This window comes from Flaviflexus ciconiae (assembly GCF_003971195.1).
GTDB lineage: Bacteria > Actinomycetota > Actinomycetes > Actinomycetales > Actinomycetaceae > Flaviflexus > Flaviflexus ciconiae.
The window spans coordinates 2,207,631-2,228,759 of the sequence record NZ_CP034593.1; the positions used below are offsets into that span (position 1 = coordinate 2,207,631).

Annotated in this window: 21 protein-coding genes, 1 tRNA gene and 1 pseudogene; 10 read left to right on the forward strand and 13 right to left on the reverse strand. The window is 59.0% G+C overall.

The window, feature by feature from the left end:
- The first annotated feature begins 30 nt into the window (after positions 1-30).
- Genes EJ997_RS09655 through EJ997_RS09665 form a run of 3 tightly spaced genes read left to right on the forward strand, consistent with a single transcriptional unit; the run spans position 31 to position 3,058 of the window.
- Entirely contained in the window at positions 31-1,854 is a 1,824-nt protein-coding gene (locus EJ997_RS09655; RefSeq protein ID WP_126704364.1) for an SWIM zinc finger family protein, read from the forward strand.
- The gene (locus EJ997_RS09660; protein ID WP_126704365.1) at positions 1,773-2,423 is read left to right on the forward strand and encodes an SNF2-related protein; all 651 of its coding nucleotides are present in this window, start codon (positions 1,773-1,775) and stop codon (positions 2,421-2,423) included. The genes EJ997_RS09655 and EJ997_RS09660 overlap by 82 nt, the downstream gene beginning before the upstream one ends.
- On the forward strand, positions 2,369-3,058 hold the full coding sequence (locus EJ997_RS09665) for a DEAD/DEAH box helicase (protein WP_126704366.1): 690 nt from the start codon (positions 2,369-2,371) through the stop codon (positions 3,056-3,058). The genes EJ997_RS09660 and EJ997_RS09665 overlap by 55 nt, the downstream gene beginning before the upstream one ends.
- Positions 3,059-3,201: 143 nt before the next feature.
- On the opposite strand, the gene EJ997_RS09670 is transcribed toward EJ997_RS09665, so the two are convergent.
- From EJ997_RS09670 to ilvA, 5 genes and pseudogenes are all read right to left on the reverse strand, one after another.
- A complete protein-coding gene (locus EJ997_RS09670) occupies positions 3,202-3,846 on the reverse strand; it encodes a 1-acyl-sn-glycerol-3-phosphate acyltransferase (RefSeq protein ID WP_228201467.1) in 645 nt (214 codons plus the stop codon).
- Positions 3,836-4,144: an antibiotic biosynthesis monooxygenase family protein gene (locus EJ997_RS09675; RefSeq protein ID WP_126704367.1), complete on the reverse strand. Its 309-nt coding sequence runs from the start codon at positions 4,142-4,144 to the stop codon at positions 3,836-3,838. Before EJ997_RS09675 ends, EJ997_RS09670 begins: the two co-directional genes overlap by 11 nt.
- Positions 4,145-4,266: 122 nt before the next feature.
- Complete coding sequence (locus EJ997_RS09680) at positions 4,267-5,166, reverse strand: DsbA family protein (RefSeq protein ID WP_126704368.1); 900 nt, start codon at positions 5,164-5,166, stop codon at positions 4,267-4,269.
- Positions 5,163-6,182: a pyridoxal-phosphate dependent enzyme gene (locus tag EJ997_RS09685; RefSeq protein ID WP_126704369.1), complete on the reverse strand. Its 1,020-nt coding sequence runs from the start codon at positions 6,180-6,182 to the stop codon at positions 5,163-5,165. Before EJ997_RS09685 ends, EJ997_RS09680 begins: the two co-directional genes overlap by 4 nt.
- 10 nt (positions 6,183-6,192) lie before the next feature.
- Positions 6,193-7,439 (reverse strand): annotated as a pseudogene (gene ilvA, locus EJ997_RS09690) (threonine ammonia-lyase IlvA).
- An 85-nt stretch (positions 7,440-7,524) separates the two neighbouring features.
- Between ilvA and EJ997_RS09695 the strand changes: the two are divergent.
- Positions 7,525-8,163: a CYTH domain-containing protein gene (locus EJ997_RS09695; protein ID WP_228201469.1), complete on the forward strand. Its 639-nt coding sequence runs from the start codon at positions 7,525-7,527 to the stop codon at positions 8,161-8,163.
- Between the two features lie 463 nt (positions 8,164-8,626).
- Here EJ997_RS09695 and EJ997_RS09700 read toward each other — a convergent pair whose 3' ends face one another.
- Both EJ997_RS09700 and EJ997_RS09705 read right to left on the reverse strand, forming a co-directional pair.
- Positions 8,627-9,415: a hypothetical protein gene (locus tag EJ997_RS09700; protein WP_126704370.1), complete on the reverse strand. Its 789-nt coding sequence runs from the start codon at positions 9,413-9,415 to the stop codon at positions 8,627-8,629.
- Positions 9,416-9,418: 3 nt separating this feature from the next.
- Positions 9,419-9,688, reverse strand: a complete 270-nt coding sequence (locus tag EJ997_RS09705; RefSeq protein ID WP_126704371.1) for a cell division protein CrgA — start codon at positions 9,686-9,688, stop codon at positions 9,419-9,421.
- Positions 9,689-9,753: 65 nt separating this feature from the next.
- Here EJ997_RS09705 and EJ997_RS09710 point away from each other — a divergent pair, with 65 nt between their 5' ends.
- The 3 genes from EJ997_RS09710 to EJ997_RS09715 are packed head-to-tail and all read left to right on the forward strand — an operon-like array spanning position 9,754 to position 11,281.
- Positions 9,754-10,491: a class E sortase gene (locus EJ997_RS09710; protein ID WP_126704372.1), complete on the forward strand. Its 738-nt coding sequence runs from the start codon at positions 9,754-9,756 to the stop codon at positions 10,489-10,491.
- Positions 10,491-10,646, forward strand: a complete 156-nt coding sequence (locus EJ997_RS12940; protein WP_164719929.1) for a hypothetical protein — start codon at positions 10,491-10,493, stop codon at positions 10,644-10,646. The genes EJ997_RS09710 and EJ997_RS12940 overlap by 1 nt, the downstream gene beginning before the upstream one ends.
- Positions 10,646-11,281, forward strand: coding sequence for an anthranilate synthase component II (locus tag EJ997_RS09715; RefSeq protein WP_126704373.1), 636 nt, complete (start codon positions 10,646-10,648; stop codon positions 11,279-11,281). Before EJ997_RS12940 ends, EJ997_RS09715 begins: the two co-directional genes overlap by 1 nt.
- Positions 11,282-11,375: 94 nt before the next feature.
- On the opposite strand, the gene pknB is transcribed toward EJ997_RS09715, so the two are convergent.
- From pknB to EJ997_RS09745, 6 genes are read right to left on the reverse strand one after another with little or no spacing between them, the layout of a single operon-like run.
- A complete protein-coding gene (pknB, locus tag EJ997_RS09720; RefSeq protein ID WP_228201470.1) occupies positions 11,376-13,271 on the reverse strand; it encodes a Stk1 family PASTA domain-containing Ser/Thr kinase in 1,896 nt (631 codons plus the stop codon).
- A gap of 20 nt (positions 13,272-13,291) precedes the next feature.
- Positions 13,292-14,749, reverse strand: coding sequence for a peptidoglycan D,D-transpeptidase FtsI family protein (locus EJ997_RS09725; RefSeq protein WP_126704374.1), 1,458 nt, complete (start codon positions 14,747-14,749; stop codon positions 13,292-13,294).
- Positions 14,746-16,215: an FtsW/RodA/SpoVE family cell cycle protein gene (locus EJ997_RS09730; RefSeq protein WP_126704375.1), complete on the reverse strand. Its 1,470-nt coding sequence runs from the start codon at positions 16,213-16,215 to the stop codon at positions 14,746-14,748. Before EJ997_RS09730 ends, EJ997_RS09725 begins: the two co-directional genes overlap by 4 nt.
- Positions 16,215-17,588, reverse strand: a complete 1,374-nt coding sequence (locus EJ997_RS09735) for a Stp1/IreP family PP2C-type Ser/Thr phosphatase (protein WP_126704376.1) — start codon at positions 17,586-17,588, stop codon at positions 16,215-16,217. The genes EJ997_RS09730 and EJ997_RS09735 overlap by 1 nt, the downstream gene beginning before the upstream one ends.
- Before the next feature lie 7 nt (positions 17,589-17,595).
- Entirely contained in the window at positions 17,596-18,084 is a 489-nt protein-coding gene (locus tag EJ997_RS09740) for an FHA domain-containing protein FhaB/FipA (RefSeq protein WP_126704377.1), read from the reverse strand.
- A complete protein-coding gene (locus EJ997_RS09745; RefSeq protein WP_126704378.1) occupies positions 18,081-18,782 on the reverse strand; it encodes an FhaA domain-containing protein in 702 nt (233 codons plus the stop codon). Before EJ997_RS09745 ends, EJ997_RS09740 begins: the two co-directional genes overlap by 4 nt.
- 308 nt (positions 18,783-19,090) lie before the next feature.
- On the opposite strand from EJ997_RS09745, the gene EJ997_RS09750 reads away from it, so the two are divergent.
- The 3 genes from EJ997_RS09750 (at position 19,091) to EJ997_RS09760 (ending at position 20,989) form a co-directional block, all read left to right on the forward strand.
- Positions 19,091-19,177, forward strand: a tRNA-Leu gene (locus tag EJ997_RS09750).
- Positions 19,178-19,541: 364 nt separating this feature from the next.
- Positions 19,542-20,243, forward strand: a complete 702-nt coding sequence (locus tag EJ997_RS09755; protein ID WP_126704379.1) for a Crp/Fnr family transcriptional regulator — start codon at positions 19,542-19,544, stop codon at positions 20,241-20,243.
- 137 nt (positions 20,244-20,380) lie between these two features.
- The gene (locus tag EJ997_RS09760) at positions 20,381-20,989 is read left to right on the forward strand and encodes a riboflavin synthase (protein ID WP_126704380.1); all 609 of its coding nucleotides are present in this window, start codon (positions 20,381-20,383) and stop codon (positions 20,987-20,989) included.
- Positions 20,990-21,129 lie beyond the last annotated feature (140 nt).

Below are 21,129 nucleotides of genomic sequence, written 5' to 3' on the forward strand. Positions count from 1 at the left end.
GGTGTCAGGTTCAGGTCGTAAGCTGGTGCAATGGGCGAAAATCTTTCTCAGCAGGCTAAGGACCTGACCGACGAGGATCTCATCGCACTCTTCGGAGACGCCATGGTTGAGCGCGGACGGGGCTACCACCGGGAAGACAGGCTCGCATCGGTCACCGTCGAGGACAGCATCGTTGCTCGAGTTAAGGGCAAAGGTCGCACCTATCTCGTCATGATTGACAGCATCGAACCATTTGACGGGCGATGCACGTGTCCCGTCGGTAGCTACTGTAAACACATGGTCGCTACCCTCATGGGACTCGGGGCCGGCGGGGATCTAGGGTGGCGGAGCTTGCTCACCGCTATGACATCCACCCGTAAGTCCGGTGGAGCTGGCCTGGCGCTGAAGGTCGATACTCGTAGCGAAGGAGGGCCGCTCACGCCGTTCCGGCGGAGTAAAGGTCACTGGGTGCTCCTACCGTGGCCGGACCTCACAAACAACCACTGGCAGTCCACGACGGACGGGCTCGACCAACGCCACGTTAGTATTCTCCGGCACCTCCACCGCACGGCACGCCGCAGTCGACCTTGGAACTCGCCCACCGACATTCTGGTCTCCGACCTGGGAGCCGAAGGAATGTCCTTCCTCCGTCAACTCGCCAGTAACGGCATCGAGATTCTCGACCCCGACATGGAAACGCTGGCGCTCGCGGACGACTACTGGCCCGTGCGCATGGAAATCGAGGGTGCGGGTGATATTACGGCAAGGCCCGTGGTGGCCCGGCCCAGTGACGGGGTCCGTGCATACACGGTTCCCGGAGTTGTACCCGTTCTTGCACTGTCAAAGGGGAAGCTTGCCAATATCGCGCCTTCCATCCCGACGCAGATCCAGTCCCTTATTGCCTCCCGTGGCACCATTCCCGTTAACGAGAAGGACCGGCTGGAGTTTGAAGCAACCTTCCTGCCCGCGGTTGGTGAGGTTGACATCGTGTCACCCGACGGGTCGTTCACGAAGACCGAGTTCACGGAGCCCCGCCTCCACCTCGATGTGACGAGGCCATCCGGGCTTTCCCTCCTGTTGAAATGGAAGCAGGCCCGCCGAGCAGTAGGCTCCAATGAACTGCTTGTCACCGATTTGATCGATGCATCTGGTCTTGCAGACGACGTGGCGATCGCGGAGCGCCTCTGGGCGGAGGCGGATCTCCCGCCGACATGGCGGATTCCAGCATCGTCGCAACTCGCCCCCGAATACTTGGAGACCTTCCGGGAGTTCTTCGTGCCCGCTCTCAAGGACGTCGGCATCGAGGTGTCGTTCTCCAAGGGAGGCGACATTGAGCTCGTGCGTGCCATCCCCGAGCTGCGGATCAATGCCGCTAGCGAACGTGACTGGCTGGATCTGGCAATGACGGTCGAGGTTGACGGTCACGATGTTCCGTTGCCGGTCCTGTACCCGGCATTGGTTGGCGGCCAGCCCTACCTGGAGTTCGGTAGCGTTCTTATCAAGCTCGGGGAGGAGTTTGACGAGCTACGGAAGCTCCTGCGAGAAGCGGCGATGCTCGGTCGAATCAAGGGTAAAACGATCAGTGTTCCCGCAGCTCAGCTCCACGCTCTCAGCATCCCTGACGATCAGCTTGATGGGCTCCTGGAGGACCGACTTGGCAGGCTCCGGGAGCTCGGGCAGCCCGTTGATGTTCCAGCTTCTCTGACGGCAACCCTGCGCCCTTACCAGGAGGTGGGGTACTCCTGGCTAGTCCGCCTAGCATTAGCGCAGTACGGGGGATTCTTGCCGATGACATGGGCCTTGGTAAGACCGTCCAGGTCCTTGCCGCGATCACCAAACTCAAGGAACTGGGACGACTGGGTGGCCCCGTTCTGATCGTTGCCCCCACGTCGGTGGTTTCCACCTGGGCACATGAGGCAACCCGCTTTGCTCCGGGACTCACCGTCAATACGGTGACGGCAACAGCAAAGAAGCGTGAGGAGTCAGTGGAGGAACTAGCTGCCGCAGATATTGTCGTCACGTCCTACACTCTTCTTCGCCTCGAAGGGGATGCCTATGAGGGTGTCACCTGGGAAGGTGTTGTCCTTGACGAAGCGCAGGCAGTGAAGAACCCGCGGACGATTGGATATCGCGCCCTGATCAAGCTACGTAGGGAATGGACCTTCGCGGTAACCGGCACACCGATCGAGAACACGATTGGCGACCTCGGCGCACTGTTTGGGCTATCAACTCCCGGGCTTCTACCGGCAGCCGATAAGTTCTCTGAAAAATTCAAGCGACCCATCGAACGCAACGGGGATCCCGTTGCCCGGGCTCTTCTCATGAAGCTAACGAAACCATTCCTCATGAGGCGCAAGAAGTCCGATGTTGCTCGGACCTGCCCGAGAAAATGTCGACAGTTCTCTCGATCGAGATGGATGACAACCATCGGGCACGCTACGTGAAACAGCTGGAACGAGAACGACAGGAAGTCCTCGGGCTTATTCAGGATCCGGACGGCAACAAGATCTCAATCCTGGCTTCGCTGACGAGGCTTCGTCGCCTCGCAATCGACCCCGGACTGTTGGATGATGGGGGGCCGCCCGCCACCAAGACCCAGGTTCTTCTCGAACATCTCGATACTCTTATTCCCGCCGGACACCAGGTTCTCGTGTTCTCCCAGTTCACAAGCTATCTGGCCAGAATCGGTGAGCAGCTTGATAAGGCGAAAATATCCTACGCTTATCTTGATGGAAGTACGAGAAACCGCGACCGGGAAATCCAGTCATTCAAGTCGGGAGAAAAGCCCGTCTTCCTCATCTCGCTTAAGGCGGGCGGTGTCGGCCTGACCCTGATCGAAGCCGACTATGTGTTTGTCATGGACCCCTGGTGGAACCCCGCTGCGGAAGAGCAGGCTATTGACCGCGCCCACCGAATCGGTCAAGACAAGCACGTCCACGTCTACCGCATGGCATCCACCGGCAGTATCGAAGAGAAGGTCGTTGCCCTCCAAGAACGAAAGCGTGGCTTCGCTGAGCTTATCGATAGCGGTAGCGGAGCCCCGATCACCGCAGATGACATTAGGGCGCTTCTCGAGTAGTAGCTTGGTGACGGTTTGCGGTGCAAGCCGTCGGTCACGGGTCTCTACTGATGCCTTCTCAAGAATGACTGTGGGTTTCGGGAAGCCCACAGTCGCAAGTTGTGCCGTGTACCTACCTAATGGGAGACCGGTGCGACAGAATCCTAGGAAACCGGTCCGTCGTCGACGGGACGGAGAAGGTACGCGGCGGCCTCCGCGTCGTCTTCTGCACGCAACCGCGGCGTTGATGTCTGATCCGGCTTGAACCCCAGCATGTCCGCATAGAATGCCCGGATCACTTCCATGTCCTTCGTGATGTCCCACGTCGGTTCGAATGTGGGCCCGGTGCCAAAGGTTTTAGAAACCGAGTCCACGAAACCGAACGTGATGGGAAGCTTGTTCTCGTAGGCAATCCGGTAGAAGCCGGACTTCCAGAAGTCCTGTTTTGAGCGGGTACCCTTGGGCGTGATGCAGAGCGTGAACGTGTCGGCCTGCTGAGCAACCTGCGAGATCCCGTGGGTAAGGCCCGTGCTTTTACGACGATTGACGGGAATGCCGCCGAGCCAACGAACGATTGACTTGAGGACCGGGACCTTCATGACCTCGTCCTTAACAAGGAAGTTGAACTCCCGTTCGGCCCGCCACATGATGAGAACCATGAGAAGGGCGTCGAAGTTCGACGTGTGCGGGGCACCGATGATAATCGACTTGTTTGGCCAGGGTTCGATGCTGGGCTTCCACTTCGGCGTGACAGCAATGAGCGCGTTAGCGATACCGCGACGAAGAGTCTTACCTGCCTTACCGGCCACTGGTCACCGCAACAGAGTAGTTCCAGATCTCCGAACCGGTACCGACAGGCTTCTTACCGCCCGACCGGTCGTGGCCCTCGCGGAAATTCTGGGATGATGTCCACGCCTGGAAAGACTCCTCATCCTTCCACCGGGTAATGACGAGCCACGTGTTACGGCCATCCTCGGGGCGCAGAAGCTCAAAGCCTTCGGAGCCGGGAACGTCGTCCATGGCCCGTGCACGGGGCGAGAAACGCTCCGCAAGAGCGTCACCGGAACCTTCCGGAACCTCGATGGCGTTGATCTTGATTACTGTCATGGTCTTCCCTCCACTATCAGTGATCATGATAGTCCGGTTTTGGGCCAGCTCCAGTCACGAGCCCGGGTGAGCTCACGAGAGTGCCCGCGAAACGTTAGCTGACGACGTGTTTGCTCGCTGCGCTAGGGGAGCTTGCTTTCAACAACCTGGATAAAGGCTTCCTCGTCGAGGGCTCCGGGGACAAAAACGTCCTCGATTATGAACGACGGGGTTCCCGTGACACCGAGCTCAAGATTGTGCTGGCGTGAATCCAGAACAGCCTCGAGGGTCTCCACGTCCTGCAGGTCCGCGCTGAACTGTTCGATGTCTTCAACACCAACCCGTTCCGCTACGGATTCGAAGTAGGCCAGGTCGTAAGCCGGGCTTGTTCCGTTGTACGTGTCCTCGTAGAGGGCATCACCGTACTCCCAGAACAGTCCCTGATTTTCGGCCGCTCGTGCCGCTGCTGAGGCGTAGATCGAGGCGTCCCCAAGGACCGGATGGTCGCGGTACTCGAACCGGACCTGGCCGGATTCGATGTATGGCTCGAGAGCTTCGAAAACCTCAACATGCCACAGGGCGCAATAGCCGCACCTGTAGTCGGCATACTGGACAACGACAATGTCGGCGTCCACGTCACCGAGAGCATACGGATCCTCGGAATCCCTCTGGTGCTCCGCAAGAAGAGCATCAGGATCCTCCACGGTGCCGGACGTAGCATCCTCCGTGGGTAGCGGTGCGACAGTCGCAGTTGGTGTTTCCGCAGGATCGGTTGCGGCGTCAGAATCGCTTGCCGTTTTGCTCGCGTCACTATCTGCTCCGCCGTCCGATCCCAATGTGACATCGGGTTCAATGGTCTCGGCCTGGATGGTCTCGTGGGACTGGCCTGCCGAGGAGTCATCATCGCCGGAGATCGTCAGGATCAGCGCAATAGCCAGGCCAATGATGACGAGCAGGAGGATGATGATGGTGATCAGCAGCCCCCGATTCTTCGAATCGGGTTGCTGGCCCGGCGTCTGGAACTGGGGGCTGCTGGTGCTCATGACAGCCAGTTCTGCATCTGCTTGATTGCCTCATCGGGGGAAGCAATGCAGGTAGCGAACGTATCAAGGTCGACGTTGCCGCCCGAGATCACGGTTGCGACACGGGAGCCACGGGCGATCTTGCCCTCGTCGACAAGGGTCTTGACTCCGGCAAGGCCGAGAACACCGGTGGGTTCAGAAACGAGCTTCAGGCGATCAGCGACGAGCTTCATGGAGGTGAAGATCTGATCATCGGTTGCGGTGATGATCTCGTCGACGTTCTTCTTCATGAGGTCGAAAGTCAGTTCGGTGATGCTACGGACTCGCGCACCGTCAGCGATCGTTACCGGGGATGGGATGGTGACAATCTCACCCTTCTCGAGAGACTGCTGTGCATCGTTAGCCTCGGCGGGCTCAACACCGAAGATCTGTGCCTCGGGACTGAAGACCTTTGAAACCAGGGCAGAACCGGAGATCAGGCCGCCACCGCCGACGGGCAAAACGAGCGCGTCGACGTGGCCGACCTCCCGTAGCAGTTCCTGCATTGCGGTTCCCTGACCGGCAATGATCTCAGCATCGTCGAACGATGGGATCAGGGGCCAGTCGCGCTCTTCTGCGAGTGCGTTGGCCATCGCAACGCGATCGTCCTTCTCGGCGTCATACATGATGACCTCGACACCGTACGACTTCGTCATGTCGATCTTGACCTTGGGTGCGTCGGTCGGCATGAAGACGGTCGCGGGGATGTCGAGCTGGTATGCGGCAAGGGCTACTGCCTGGCCGTGGTTACCGCTGGAGTACGTGATAACTCCACGTTCCTTCGTGATCTCGCTGCGTTCCATACGAGAGAGGATTGCGTTGAAAGCACCACGGGTCTTGAACGAGCCACCGCGCTGCTGGTTCTCGCACTTGATAAGGACCTCAACACCGAGGTACTTGTTTAGCAGGCGGGATCCAACGACACGGGTCTCGTGCGTGTACTGCTTGATCCGTGCGGCGGCTGCACCGACATCTTCGAAGGTGGGTAGGGTGGTCATTTCTTCTCCTTCAGAGCAGGAAACTGAAGGCCGGTGTATCCGGTTCCAGTTTCTCGATAACCAGCGGTGACGCGTTCATTCTCTCAAGAAGAGAGGAAATCCGCGACGGAGCATCGATTTCGATGCCAACGAGCGCTGGCCCCGTTTCTCGGTTGTTCTTTTTGGTGTATTCGAAAAGGACAATGTCCTCCCCTTCGGAGAGAACTTCATCCAAGAAGTGCCGGAGAGCGCCGGGACGCTGAGGGAACGTGACAAGGAAATAATGCCGTAACCCCTCGTGAACGGCGGAACGTTCGATGATCTCGTCATAGCGCGAAATATCGTTGTTGCCACCGGAAATAATGCAGACAACAGGACCATCATCGGCGGTCACGTGGCCGAGGGCGACAACCGTGGAGGCGAGTGCCCCGCGGGTTCCGCGATGATGCCGTCCGTCTGATAAAGCTCAATCATTTCAGTCGAGACCGCGCCTTCGGGCACAGGAATGATCTCGTCAACCAGATCGCGAATAATCGGGAAGGTCGTTTCACCAACGAGGGCAACGGCCGTGCCGTCAACGAACCCGTCGACCTTCGGTAGCCGGACCGGGCCGCCCTCGTCGATGGCTGCTTGCATGGAAGCGGCGCCAGATGGCTCAACACCGATGATCTTCGTGTCCGGATAGTTCTCCCGCACCCAGATCGCGGTCCCGGCAGCGAGCCCGCCACCACCGATTGGAACAATCACGGTCTTTGGGGTGGTCGAAGCCTGTTCGAAAACTTCCTTGATAACGGTGCCCTGGCCGGCAATCGTCCGCGGATCATCGAACGGGTGCACGTAGATCGCCCCGGATTCATCGGCGTAGGCCTGTGCGGCCTGCGAGGCAGCATCAAACGTTTGGCCTTCAATGATCATCTCGATCCAGGAGCCTCCGATGTCTTGGATCCGGCGACGCTTCTGGCGCGGTGTCGTGGCGGGAAGGAAAACCTTGCCGTGGATACGGAGCTGTCGGCACGCGAAAGCAACACCTTGGGCGTGATTACCTGCGGATGCACAGACAACGCCAAGTTCCGGCTCGATGTCAGTTAGTGTGGAAATAAAGTTGTATGCGCCCCGTACCTTGTACGAGCGACCAACCTGGAGGTCCTCTCTTTTGAGGAGCACATCCCCGCGCATAAGCCCGGACAGCCTGAGGGACAGTTCGAGCGGAGTCCGCCGAACCATCGGCCCGAGGCGTCCGGCCGCTGCGTTGACGTCTTCTCCAGTTGGTTGTGGCATATATCCATGGTGCCACGCGAAACTCGGACAAGTGCGGCACTTCGTCCTAATTTCACACGTCGGAACCTACAGAAAAGGTCACATTATGGATCTCGACCCGATTGAACAGATCTTCGAGTTTGAGAGGAAATTCTTTGTCTCCGCACTTCCTGACGTCGTTGAGCACGCTCATCACAACCTGATCATCCAGGGATACGTGTTTGCGGAAGACGGTTACGGCATCCGAGTCAGAGTGACCGCGCCTGACATGACGGTGGACTTCTCCGACTTCAATCCTGACACCGACCGGTTCGGTGCCTACGAACGCAAAGTCCTCGAGGGCGTGGTGGGGAAACTGTCAGGAGCCTGGATTACCGTGAAATCCCCGCCTGTCTCCGGCCAGCGGTACGAGCTCGACCAGCAGCTCGATAGCGCTGTTGCGGTCTCGATTCTCCAAAGATCTCAGCGGATCGTCATCAAGAACCGCCACTCGATTTGGCTGGGGGAGGACGGCTGGGAGATCGACGAGTTTGGCGGGCAAAACCACGGCCTGATCCTCGCCGAATGCGAACGAACCGGTCCGGTTGTTGACCTTGAAATACCCGACTTCTGTGAAACCGAAGTGTCGTCGGATCTGCGGTTCACCAACGATAACTTGTCCAAGCACCCGTGGATCGGCTGGGAGTCGTCCTACCTTGCTGAGCTAGCCACCAAGGGACCTTTCTTCGAAGACTTTGAGTCGTAAACCGTTCAAAGACTTCTTCCGCTATCCCGTTCGGAAACGTCAACTCCCAACGCGGACTGAGGCTCCTCCGTGCAGCGGAAGCGTGCCTCGATGCCGGACAGTGTTGTTCTTCGCCAACTTGCTAGATCGTTCTCAGCTAACCTGTTAGAAAAGAATCCACGCGACCTTTCCCGTGTCCTACCTCACAGCGCAGTTTTTCCTGCGAGCCTGGAGGTACCGAGATGGAAGGTGATTGGCTTGAGCAGGAGAGCACGCAAGTTCCCAACGTTCAAACGATCCACGCATGATGGGCGCAAGCAGGTTACTCCCGCCCCACGAATGCGGACCAGCCTATGCAGAATAGACCGACGGTATAGACGGGCGGTGTCGCTGAGGCCAGAGCAGCCCTCAGCATTTCCGACACAACGAGTCGCCTAGGCGAGTGGTTATCCGCGTGGGCGGATAACCACGGGTACATCGCATGTTAGCCGTGGAGGAGGACCTTCATGGTGGGCCGTGCCAGGATGGCAAGGGTTGCGACGGTGAAGGCCGATAGGGCGGATGCAACGCGTTTACGGTCGACGTTGTAGTTGTCGACGAGCCAGTCGGCAGCGACCTCGAGCGACCAGGCATCGACGTCAAAAACGTCAATGTTGCCGATCTGGTCGAGGACATTCTGGTCGATCGTTGTGCCCTTTTCGTGGTTCACGATAATCGCGATTTCCTGGTGCACGCCGCGGAGCGGTGTCAGCTTCGTGTCGGGCTTCTCGTCGAACATGCGGTAGATACCGGGGGTATCGATCTGTTGACCCTTGAGGGAGGCAAGAGGATACGTGACCTGGACGGGAAGACCGAGTTCTGCGGCGACTTCCCGAAGGAGCGGCTCCTGTTCGTTCGCGTAGTCGATGATGGTCGACAGTCCGTCGAGCGCCCCACATCCGCTAGAACGGTCGTCGGGGCCGGCGTGGATGTGACCCTCGGACCCGTACCAGGTGAGCCGGTTACTCAGTTCGTCAGCACCCCACAGAGGATCGGTGATTCCGCGGGCCGCAGCGAGGGCGACAAGCAGGCTGAGTGATCCGCCGGGAGCGCAGGGAACGACCTGTGCGTACGGGGTGGTTGGCCGACGACCATCAATGCAACGAGCCGGAAGATTCGTCTCGGTACGCATGTAGAGGGAACCATCGGAGTTTGCGAGCTGGAGAGGCTCGAGACCGGGATGACCGGGTTCTGGTGCGATGGTGCCTTTCGCGAGCTTAGCGAATACCCCCACCCGCTACTTCCAGCCCATTGTCATGAGGAAGCCAACGAGCATGACTCCGAAGCCGAGGAACAGGTTGTAGTTACCGTTGTCGAAACCGATCGGGTAGTTACCGCCGGTCACGTACGCGGTGACAACAATGATAAGGCCGAGAAGCATGAGGCCCACCATGAGGGGCGCCCACCACCGGGGTGAGCCCTTGAGCTCCCGGTTCTTCTCGATCTCCACATTTTCCTGAGCCCGCTTCTTCTGGACAGCGGCTTTGCGACGCCTTGATTCGGGCATGTTCGCTCCTATCCTTGTGATGGCATAATCTTAACCGGACTGGCGTTGCGATGAGGAGGGCGACCATGGGCCGACACACCAAGGCTAAACCGTCTGCTCCAACGAGGGTACTAGGTGTTGTTGGAGAACTCCTCATCACAGCGGGTGTCATCATCATCCTGTTCGTCGTTTGGCAGATCTGGTGGACCGACGTTATCGCCGGACGGGAGCAGTCCCGTGTTGTCAGCGAGTTCCGTGAGGAGATTCCAGAACCCGCGGAAGAACCTGCTGATGAACCGACCGAGTACCGGAGTGATCCCCCGGTGATTGATACTGCTACAGTAAAGGCCTCGATTGGCACGAACGACCTGTGGGGAGTTATGCACATTCCCGCTTTCGGTGATGACTACGAGGTTGGTATTGCCGAAGGCACAGACCTCTCGACCGTTATCGATAAGGGAAGCCTGGGCCACTACACGGATACGGCGATGCCGGGGGAGCTCGGCAATTTTGCCCTGGCAGGGCACCGGCAGTCCTACGGCGCTGCCCTTCGCAACCAGCCGGACCTCGAGGCGGGAGACCCCCTCATCGTGGAAACTGCCGAATACTTCTACGTGTACCGCGTGACCGAACACGAGATTGTTGCCCCCACCGCCATCGAAGTTCTCGCCCCGGTCCCCGGAAACCCGGGAGTCGCCGCCGATGGGTACTACCTGACGCTGACGACCTGCCACCCTCCCTTCATCTCGAACGAGCGCTGGATAACCTACGCAGAGCTCGACTACTGGATGCCCCGTAGCGAGGGCACACCGAAGGAGCTTTGATGTACTCTGCACTGTTCCGCCGGCTCCCCGGTCCGACGTGGCTCAAGGTGATTCAAGTACTCATCATTGTCGCCGCGATTATTGTTCTTCTCTTCGGCTGGGTTTTCCCATGGGCAGCCGAACACCTCCCAATTTCCGAAAACACGGTGGGCTGATGGCAAAAATTCTTATCGTCGACAACTACGACTCGTTCGTTTACACGATTGCCGACTACCTTCAACAGCTTGGAGCGGAGGTCGACATTGTGAGAAACGATGCGGTTGACCCTGAAGATGCGGCGGAATACGACGGGGTGCTTATCTCACCGGGCCCCGGAACTCCCGTTAATGCTGGAGTGTCGATCGATATGATCCGTTACTGCGCAGACAATCAGAAGCCGATGCTCGGCGTCTGTCTTGGCCACCAGGCCCTTGCCGAGGTCTTTGGTGGCACCGTGTCCCATTCGCCGGAGCTCATGCATGGCAAAACCTCCCAGATCAGCCATGCCGGCGGCGGAGTGTTCGATAGCCTGCCGAGCCCCCTCGAGGTAACCAGATACCACTCCCTCGCCATCGAAGACGGAACGAATCCTCATGAGCTTGAAGTAACCGCCTCGGTCCTCAGTGCCAGCGGTGAAGTGATCATGGCGGTCCAGCACAGGAACCTGCCACTGTGGGGAGTCCAGTTCCATCCCGAATCGATTCTCACGCAGGGCGGGCACCGCATGCTTGCCAACTGGTTGGCACTCGCGGGAGACAGCGAAGCCGTCGGCAAATCTGAAGGGCTCAGGCCCCTAGTCGACCGCGGATAGTTACCCGGGGCAATACTGGGAGATGTCCAAGACCGGGAGACGTCAAGATCAAGGGAGCAGCTCGTGAACTGCTCCCTTGATTCATCCCGCGGGTCTACTCTCCCTCGGTAGGCGAAGGCTCCTCCGTAGGAGGTGGCTCTTCGGTGGTCGGGTCGGGCGTTGGATCTTCCGTGGGGGTTGGATCTTCTGTCGTCGGATCCTCGGTCGGTGTGGGATCTTCTGTCGTCGGATCCTCCGTGGCCGGGGGCTCTTCCGCAACCGTGATCGTGATCTGGGTGCCGGTATCGACGATTGAACCTTCGCGGTAGTCCTGAGCGATAACAGTATCGGGCTCGGCTTCGGCAGTTTCTTCGTACTCGATCCGGTAACTCAGCTTGAGATTATCCAGCTCTGCCGTGGCGATATCAATATTCATGTTGAGGAGATTCGGGATAGAGACGCGTCCCGAGGAAACCTGAACGTTGACCTGTGTCCCACGCGGTACCTGCTGATCGGCGGCAGGGTCCGAGGAAACAACTTCACCCTCGTCATATTCGGGGAAGTTATCAACGGAATCTGAGGTGCCCCACACGAGGCCCTCGGCCTCGATGAGGTTTCGAGCGGAATCGACATTAAGGCCTGTGACATCGGGGACGGTGACCTCGCCAACGCCGGACGAGAACGACACGGTGACGGTGCTGCCCTCTTCGACAGAGGTGCCAATCTCCGGGTTGGAAGAAACAAAGAGGCCCTCTTCGACATCATCAGACTCGACGGGCTCGCCGATTACGAGCTCAAGATTGTGATCCTCCAAGGTTGTCCGCGCCTCGGTTTGGTCCAGACCTTCGAGGTTGGGAACGTCCACCATTGTGATTGTTGGTGTGGGTTCTTCTGGTGGATCATCGTTGCCGAATACCTGCCAGGCAACAAAGCCAAGAACCGCGAGAAGAATGACAATGATGGCCCACAGCCAGCCGTTGCTCGACTTCTTCTCCTGCGCCGGGAACTGGCCCGTCTGGTACGGAGGATAGTTGCCGGTATGTGCGGAAACCGCGGATGGTACCGACTGGCCGGTCGGGAACACGGTGGTGGCGATTGGTGTGGCCATTGGTGCGGGGGCCACGTAGGCGGTGGTGGCCGGTGCGGTGACCGCTTGTCCACGGACAGCACTCAGCAGGTCGGAGCGGAATGCCGCGGCTGTTTGGTAGCGATCATCGCGGTTCTTCGCGAGGGCTTTGAGAACGACGCGGTCAATAGAATCCGGAATATCAGCCGTCACGGTTGATGGTGGGGTGGGAACCTCGGAGACGTGCTGGTAGGCAACGGCAACGGCCGAGTCACCGGTGAACGGCGGCTTGCCAACCAACATCTCGTACAGGAGGCAACCAGCAGAATAAAGGTCGGAACGAATGTCGACCACCTCGCCGCGTGCCTGCTCGGGCGACAGGTACTGGGCGGTTCCAACAACCGTGTTTGTCTGGGTGACGGTCGAGTGATGATCGGACAGTGCGCGGGCAATGCCGAAGTCCATGACCTTGACCGACCCGTCCGGGGTCAACATAATGTTGCCCGGCTTAATGTCGCGGTGGATGATGCCCTCGCGGTGCGAGTATTCCAGTGCCGATAGGACACCGGCGGCCACGTGCGCGGCTTCGTCGATCGGGATCGGGTCGCCGTCGGCAAGTAGATCACGGACCGTCTGTCCGTTGACGTACTCCATGACAATGAATGGCAGGGTGACCTTGCCGGTCCCGGTCTCGACCTCTTCCTCACCCGTGTCGTAGACGGCAACGATCGACGGATGGTTCAGAGCAGCGGATGACTGGGCCTCACGCCGGAAGCGGGCGAGGAACGTGTCGTCCGTTGCCATGTCGGAACGCAAGATCTTGATGGCGACCGTGCGTGACAGCCTCGTATCGTAGGCGATGTACACCTGTGCCATCCCGCCACGCCCGATAAGCCGGCCAACCTCGTAGCGGTCGGCTAACATCCGGGGGAGTTGGTCCACCATGTTCTACCTTTCCTTTTGACCTAGTCGTTCAGTGCGGTCAGCAAGACCGACTGGGCCATGGGGGCTGCGAGCGAGCCACCGTCTGTTCCAAAACCTTGGTTTCCACCATTTTCCACTAAAACGGCAATTGCCACCTCAGGATTGTCGGCCGGGGCGAAACCAATAAACCAGGCGTGCGGGGCAATTGTGCTCGATATCTCGGCGGTGCCGGTCTTTCCAGCCACGTCCACACCCTGGATCTGAGCCCGGAAACCCGTCCCATTATCGACAACATCAACCATCATCGTCGTCAGCTGCTCGGCCGTGTCCTCGCTCATGGGTCGCGAGAACTCCGACGGGCTGGTTGTGCTGATCTCATCCAGATCGGCAGAGAGCGTACGGTCGACCAGATAGGGAGTCATGAGCGACCCGTCATTCGCGATCGACGAGGCGACCATCGCCATCTGCATCGGCGACACCTTCAGCTCGTACTGGCCGAAACCAACCTGAGCGAGCTCAGCCTGGGTCTGGCTGTCCGGGAACTGCGAAGGAGTGACAGGCATGGGGATCGACAGGGACTGACCGAAACCGAACCTCTCGGCCTGCTCCCTCATCGCGTCTTCGCCAAGCTCGACGGCCGCGATAGCGAAAGGTGTATTGCACGATTGGCGGATCGACTGAAGCAAGGTTGCCTCACCGGAACCGTCACCGCATGCTGCCTCACCCGGGTTGTGAATAACGTGGGTGGTACCGGGAGGTGAATACTCTGTGGGTGCCTCAATCTCATCATCCATGTCGGCGCCGCTTTCCAGCATCGCCGTGGCCGTCACAATCTTGTATACCGATCCGGGCGCGTACAGGTTGCCGCCCGTGGCGCGGTTAAGCAAAGGCTGATCTGGATTCGCGATCAGTGCATCATAGTTCGCCTGAGCGTCGGCAGAGTTGTGGGTTGCAAGCAGATTCGGATCGTAGGAAGGAATCGACACCATGGCAAGAATCCGCCCCGTGTTCGGCTCCAAAACCACAATGGAACCCTTCTGCCCGGCAAGAGCATCGACCGCTGCCTGCTGGATCTCTGGATCGAGAGTGAGCTCAACCCCGCCGCCGCGCTGCTCGTCCCCGGTAATGAGATCCCGGAGCCGCTGAATGGCAAGCGACGTGTCGGAGCCCCCGAGCACACTGTTCTCGTATCTCTCCACGCCCGTCATCGAGTTGAACGCGACAGAGAAATACCCCGTTGAGTGGGCATACAGTTCCCCCTGCTCGTAGGTGCGGAGGAACGAATACAGGTTGTCGACCGGCTCGGACGTCACGATCGTCTCGTCGGCCACGATGATGGGGCCGCGCTCGCGGCCGTACTCTTCGTAGATCGTTCGGACGTTGCGACTGTCGGCGCTCAGTTCGGGTGCCTTCACGAACTGGATCATGGTCACGGAGATCAAGAGAGCGAGGAACATGATGGCTGCGAGAGTGGCAAGCCGCCTGATGGGAAGGTTCACGAAAGGTTCACCGCCTGAGTGTCTGTGCGGTCAGCATCGGACTCGTCACGTGGAGTCTTCTCCTCTGACTCAGCTGATTCTTCGTCGCCACTATCCCAGTACTCGTCATCAATGTCCCAGGCCGGCGGCAGGGGCTCGCTGGACCGCACCTGGGGCCGTCGTGCAGCATCCGAGATTCGCAGGAGCAGGCCGATGACGATCCAGTTGCACAGGAGCGATGAGCCACCAAGCGCGATGAGGGGGAGCGTGAGGCCGGTGAGTGGGATAAGGCGAGTCACGCCACCAACGACAACGAAAACCTGGAGTGCGATGGTGAAGGAAAGGCCCGCTGCGAGGAGCTTGCCGAAGCCGTCACGAACATAGGCAGCACTACGCAGGCCCCTAATGACGATGATGAGATAGAGAGCGAGGATGGCAAAAACTCCGGCCATGCCCAGCTCCTCGCCGATTGAGGCAATGATGAAGTCGGAGTTCGCCTGGGGAACAATGCCGGGATAACCCTGACCGAGCCCCGTTCCAAACAGGCCGCCGTGCGCCATGCCGAAATTGCCCTGGACGACCTGGTAGGAGCCGAACGCAGCATCGTAAACCTCTGGGTCCATGGCGTTCAGCCACACGTTGAAGCGGGCCGTGACGTGCGGGAACAGTTGAAACACGACAAAGCCGCCGCCGAGTGCCAGGAGCCCGCCGATAACGATCCACGACAGCCGGTCGGTTGCCACGTAAAGCATGGAAACAAAGAGGCCGAAGAACAGGATTGAGGTTCCGAGGTCCTTTTGGAAGATCAGGACGGCAAGGCAGATAGCCCAGGCCAGCAAGATCGGAGCAAAGTGCCGGAGCTGCGGGAACTGGATCTTCAGAAACTTGGGGCCCGCCAAAGCCAGATTGTCGCGGTTGACGACGAGATAACCGGCGAAGAATATCGCGAGGAAGATCTTTGCGAGTTCCGCAGGCTGGAAGGAATAGCCAGCGATGCTGATCCAAATCCTTGCGCCATAGATCTCCCTGCCAAGGCCCGGGATAAGCGGCAGGACAAGGAGAACGGCGGAGACGATAAGAGACGTGTACGTGAACTTTCGCAACACCCGGTGGTCGCGTAAAGCAATGACAACGAGGGCAGCTAGCACCATGCCAAGGGGCGTGAAAATAGCCTGCGAGGTGACCTGGCTACCTCCGGTGGCAATGTCGATCCGTTCAATCATGGCCAAACCCAAGCCGTTGAGTGCCATGGCGGACGGGAAAATAACCGGGTCTGCGTAGGGAGCGGCCCATCGGATAAGAAGATGAACGAGCAGCGCTGTTCCGCCGAAGATCGCGGACACGACCATGATATTCCCCGGCATTTCTCCATTCGCTCCGAGATGCACGAGTGAATACGCTCCCAGGCTGATCACGGCCGAGAGGATCGTGAGGAAGAACTCGGGGAGCCTACCGGGGTGGGCGGCGAGATGAGTGACTGTCGCCATCAGGGCGTTTCCTCAGGCTGAGTGTCACTCTCGGTCGGCTGACCACCGCTGTCGGAACGGGGCGGCGGAGTCTGCGACGGCTCATCCGCTGGATCCTCGTTGGAACCGTCGACCGGACTTGGGGTCTCGGTGGGATCCTCCGTGGCGTCGTCGGCTTCCTTCTGTTCCTCGTTTTCAACGATCTGGTCCCGGAGGAATTCATCCTCAAGATCAGAGACGTAGTTCTCGGCGTCCTCCCGGGACGAATGCGTGACGGGCTCCTCGAGCCTGCGCTGCGCCGTTTGCGTCAGATCCTCGATTTGTAGGTCGGTGCGTTCATCAAGGTGCGAAAGTTCAATGGGCCCGAGGGCCTGAGGGACGCCCCGGTAGATACCGACGTTCCCGTCAGCTGAATAAACGTAGTACTGGGACTGCGTCCAGAACCAGGCGCCAAAGATGCCGCCAGCAAGAAGAACGAAAACACCGATAAGAACAGCAAGCCGTGCCGGCCATTTCTTTTTCTTCGGTGCTTCGTCGTCCTCAACGCAGTTCGGGTCGGCAACGTCCCCGGTGCGAACTGGACGCTTGCTCTTCCCGCTCTCAAACTCTGCGGAGGCGGAACCGACAACGACAGGAATCTGGGAGGGCGCGTTGGCACCGGAGATCTCGCGATCGTCGAGGATATCGGCGAGAACAACAGTGACATTGTCGGGAGCCCCGCCCGCGAGGGCAAGCTCAATGAGCCGGGATACGCACTTCTCGAGGTTTGCGTAGTGGAGGAGCGTGTGGGCGATCGTTTCGTTGGAGACAACACCGAACAGACCGTCGGAGCAAAGGAGCCACCGGTCGCCAACGACCGCTTCACGCACGGACTCGTCGAGCTCGACCTCGCCCTCCGTGTCGCCAAGCGCCCTCATGATCACGTTCTTCTTCGGGTGGTTCTCGGCCTCTTCCGGCGTGATCTGACCGTGGTCGACCAGGTACTGGACGAGAGTGTGGTCCTTCGTCACCTGAATGAGGGAATCACCGCGAAGCAGGTAGGCCCGTGAGTCACCGATGTGGACCATAGCGAGCTTGTTCCCCGACCGCATGAGAGCGATACAGGTGGTTCCCATGCCCTTCAACGCCGGGTCGTCGGTTGCCATGGCAACCAGCTCGTCGTGAGCTTCCGTGACCGTTTCCCGCAGCATCGGTAGCAGATCGTCGGCGCGGTGAATGTCATCGAGTTCGGATAGTTTGCTGACCGTGACGCTCGAGGCAGTGTCGCCACCGGCCGCGCCACCCATGCCGTCAGCAAGCACCAGGAGATGCGGTCCAGCGTAACCAGCATCCTGGTTGTTCTTGCGGACCGCACCAACATCCGACCGAGCGGCAAAGCGAAGTTGAACTGACATTGAGCGCCTAGCGTTGCAGGGTGAAGGTGGTTTGGCCGATCGTGACCGAGTCGCCTGCCTTCAGCGGGATGGGATGGTCGATACGCTGACCGTGGACAAATGTTCCGTTCGTGGATTGCAGGTCCTCAACGAACCAGGAACCCTCGGAATTAAAGAACCTGGCGTGCCTGGCCGAAGAATACGAGTCGTTCAGTACGAGAGCGGAATCGGGGGAACGCCCAACAATGATTGATGCGGTGCCAAGCGGAACGGTCGTACCGGCCAGAGGGCCGTCGGTCACAACGATCTTTGTGGGAACGCCCTTCTTAGGCTTTGGCGGGGCCTTAGCCTTGGGCTGGTGGTAGTTAACGGGGGCAACCGGTTGCGGCTTCTGCCCACGCTTCTTGACGCGCACACCGTAAATGTCCCGGCGCAAAGTCAATGTCACCGCCATGACAAAGATCCACAGCAGGACAAGGAACCCGATGTGGAGAAGTGTCAGTACAAGCTCGCTCATGCGTAGCTCTCCGGGCTATTCCAGAACATGATTCTCGTTCGGCCAATCGTGATCGTATTACCGTCAACAAGCGTGGCGGCAGAGATCCGGTGGCCCTCAACGAAGCTGCCGTTCGTGGAACCAAGATCGGTAGCGATAACGCCGCGTGGCGTTACCCGCAGTTCGAGATGGTGGCGTGATACGCCGGTGTCGTCAACGACAATGTCAGATTCGGAGCCGCGGCCAATGATCGTAACCGGGCCCGTCAGAAGGTAACGCTGTCCCTGAACATCGATGATGGGATTTGCTGCGGAGGGAACGGATGTAGTCACGGGTGCAACAGCTCCTCGAACGGTTTGGGAAGTGACGCGAACGGTGCCTGTGCCCTGTTCTTCGGCCTCCTCGAATGCAATGGCTATCGGACCAAGGAATGTGTAGTCCTGGGAGGTGGCGTATTTGATGGCGTGATCGCTGAGTTCATCCTCGATAGCGACCCGACCCCACTGGTCGATCTTCGCGTAGTCATCGGACGCCAGAGTGATCCGGAACTGGTTCGGAGAGATTGTGCGAGACCGAGAGTAGACCGCGGCCCCCTCGTCCATCGCACGGTTGATTGCCGACGCTATTTCGACCGGCTTGACCTCCGACTTGAAGGCGCGGCTGAACACGGAATTAACGGCATTCTCGATGCCGCGCTCGAACTTGCCAAAAGCTCCCACGCGTTTTCCCCTTTCCGATGACGGCCGGCCAGGTGGTCCGGAACTACATCAAGACTAGTAGGTTTTTGCTCCCAAGCGAGGGTCAGGGGGAGTTTCCTGGGGAGTCTTCCCACCAACATTCCCCAGTGTTGACATTGATTGCACAGCTCTCGGCCCTGCACATCCCTACGCGTAAGCTGGAAAGAGACCTTTAACGCGGATAGCGCGCCTAACCTCTCCACTAGTGCGGACGTCGGCCGTCTCACACCGGGTTCACTTTGAGCAATAGCAACAAGCAAGATAAACTAGGCGAGCTGGTTACCAGCACTGCGCAAGTGGCGGAATAGGCAGACGCGCACGGTTCAGGTCCGTGTGCCCGTGAGGGCGTGGGGGTTCAACTCCCCCCTTGCGCACCACCGGAAACGGCGAGATACCGAGAGGATCTCGCCGTTTCCTCATTCCTAGGAATCGAGCCGTGACACGGGCACAGCGGCGTACATGCGATGGGTTATGACGCGAGCACGGGTTTGCCGAACTCTTCGCCTGTTTGTTCATCAATCGGAGTTCCAACTTGATCTGGATCAAGGCGGATCGTTTGTATTCCCCATAGTGTCGGTGGTGTAGATGGAGCAGTGCTACCTGGCTCCACTTGTGAAGGAATGCAGGTCTCGTCGCCGTATCGGGGCGCGATTAGCTTCTAGGGGCATAGGGTGGTGGGACGGTTACTTAGCTTGTGGCCTCGTAGCCGAACGGGCTATGGGGTCAAAGGGAAGGAATGCGATGAGTACGGATGCCGAGACCCGGGAGAGCGACCTGTGTGTCAGCAGGGTTCCGCTGTTTCAAGGGCTCTCCTACGAAGAGCAGCTCGACGTTGCCGGCGTGGCGCAGCCGACGAAGAAGTCCCGGTCAGAAAGCCTTTACACAACGGGAAGCAGCATCTCTCAGCTCATGGTGGTCCACACGGGCTACGTCAAGATTTCCCGCACCACTGCAGATGGTCATGAGCAGATCATCCGAGTCCTCGGCCCCGGCGACTTTATCGGTGAATCCGCATTCCTGACGGGAGCCCGCCCCGACCATTCGGCTACTGCCCTTGAGCCTGCCGAATTGTGCGTGTTCCGCCACCGCGACCTTGGCAAGCTCGTAGCGAAGCACCCAAGCATCGCACTCCGCATGCTTCAGGGCGTCAGCCAGAGGCTACAACAAGCAGAAAACCGGCTCGAGGCCGTGATCTCCGGTGACGTAAGTTCCCGACTTGCCGACTACCTCCTCGATCTTCCTGCCCAGCGGGCAGACGACGGCAACCTTACAGTCCGTCTTCCTCTCGCAAAGAAGGACATTGCTTCCCTTCTGGATACAAGCCCAGAGTCTCTGAGCAGGCAACTCCGTTCGTTGACCGAGGCTGGGATTATCAGTCAGACACCGAAAACGGTGACGTTCCTCGACCTTGACCGCCTCCTCGCGCTCTCTAAGCAGAACTAACTACAGGCACAACTCCGAGAGGTAATAGGACCCGTAGGAGATTCACGCCTACTGTTAGACTGGCGGAATCTAGCGGAAAACCCACCGCCTGGCAGACATCAAATGGTTTGCGAGCGGCTCAGTCAAAGGAGGCCAGCGTGTTCACCGGGCTTGTTGAAGAAATCGGAACTCTTCTTGAGATCATTCCCCAGGAAGGCGGGGAAGTACAGATTGAGATCAGCGGCCCTCTTGTGGCATCCGATGCTGGACTGGGTGACTCGATCTCCGTTGACGGAGTATGCCTGACGGTTGTTGATCTTCCCGGTGAAGGTAGGTTCACGGTTGAGGCGGTCCCGGAGACGCTGACCAGAACAACTCTTGGCCGTGCTGCCACCGGAACCTCGGTGAATCTCGAGAGAGCCCTACCTGCGGGAGCTCGGCTCGGTGGTCATATTGTTCAGGGGCATGTTGATGGCATGGGAGAGCTACTGACCCGCACCGATGGTGGCCGATGGGAGGACCTGACCTTCTCGATGCCAGCGGACCTTGCTTACCTTGTTGCCGAAAAGGGGTCGATGACGGTCTCGGGAGTTTCGCTAACGGTCACCGCGGTGACCGAGAACAGCTTTTCCGTTTCGCTCATTCCCGCCACGCTCGGAGCAACGATCCTGGGAGGGCTGCAGATCGGAGATCGGGTTAACCTCGAAGTCGATGTCATCGCCCGCTATGTCGCGCGACTGATGGAAGGCAAAGAAGTAGCCGAGTAAACCGGAGTCGTTACCGAGTGAACTGACGTCGGGACCACATTCGCCCGCTGCCCTGATCGAAGTGGCACGCGATATAGCCACGATCGAGGTTGGGTAAAGGCGAGTATCCCAAATCGGCGGAATGTCGGTCTTTTCCCGGT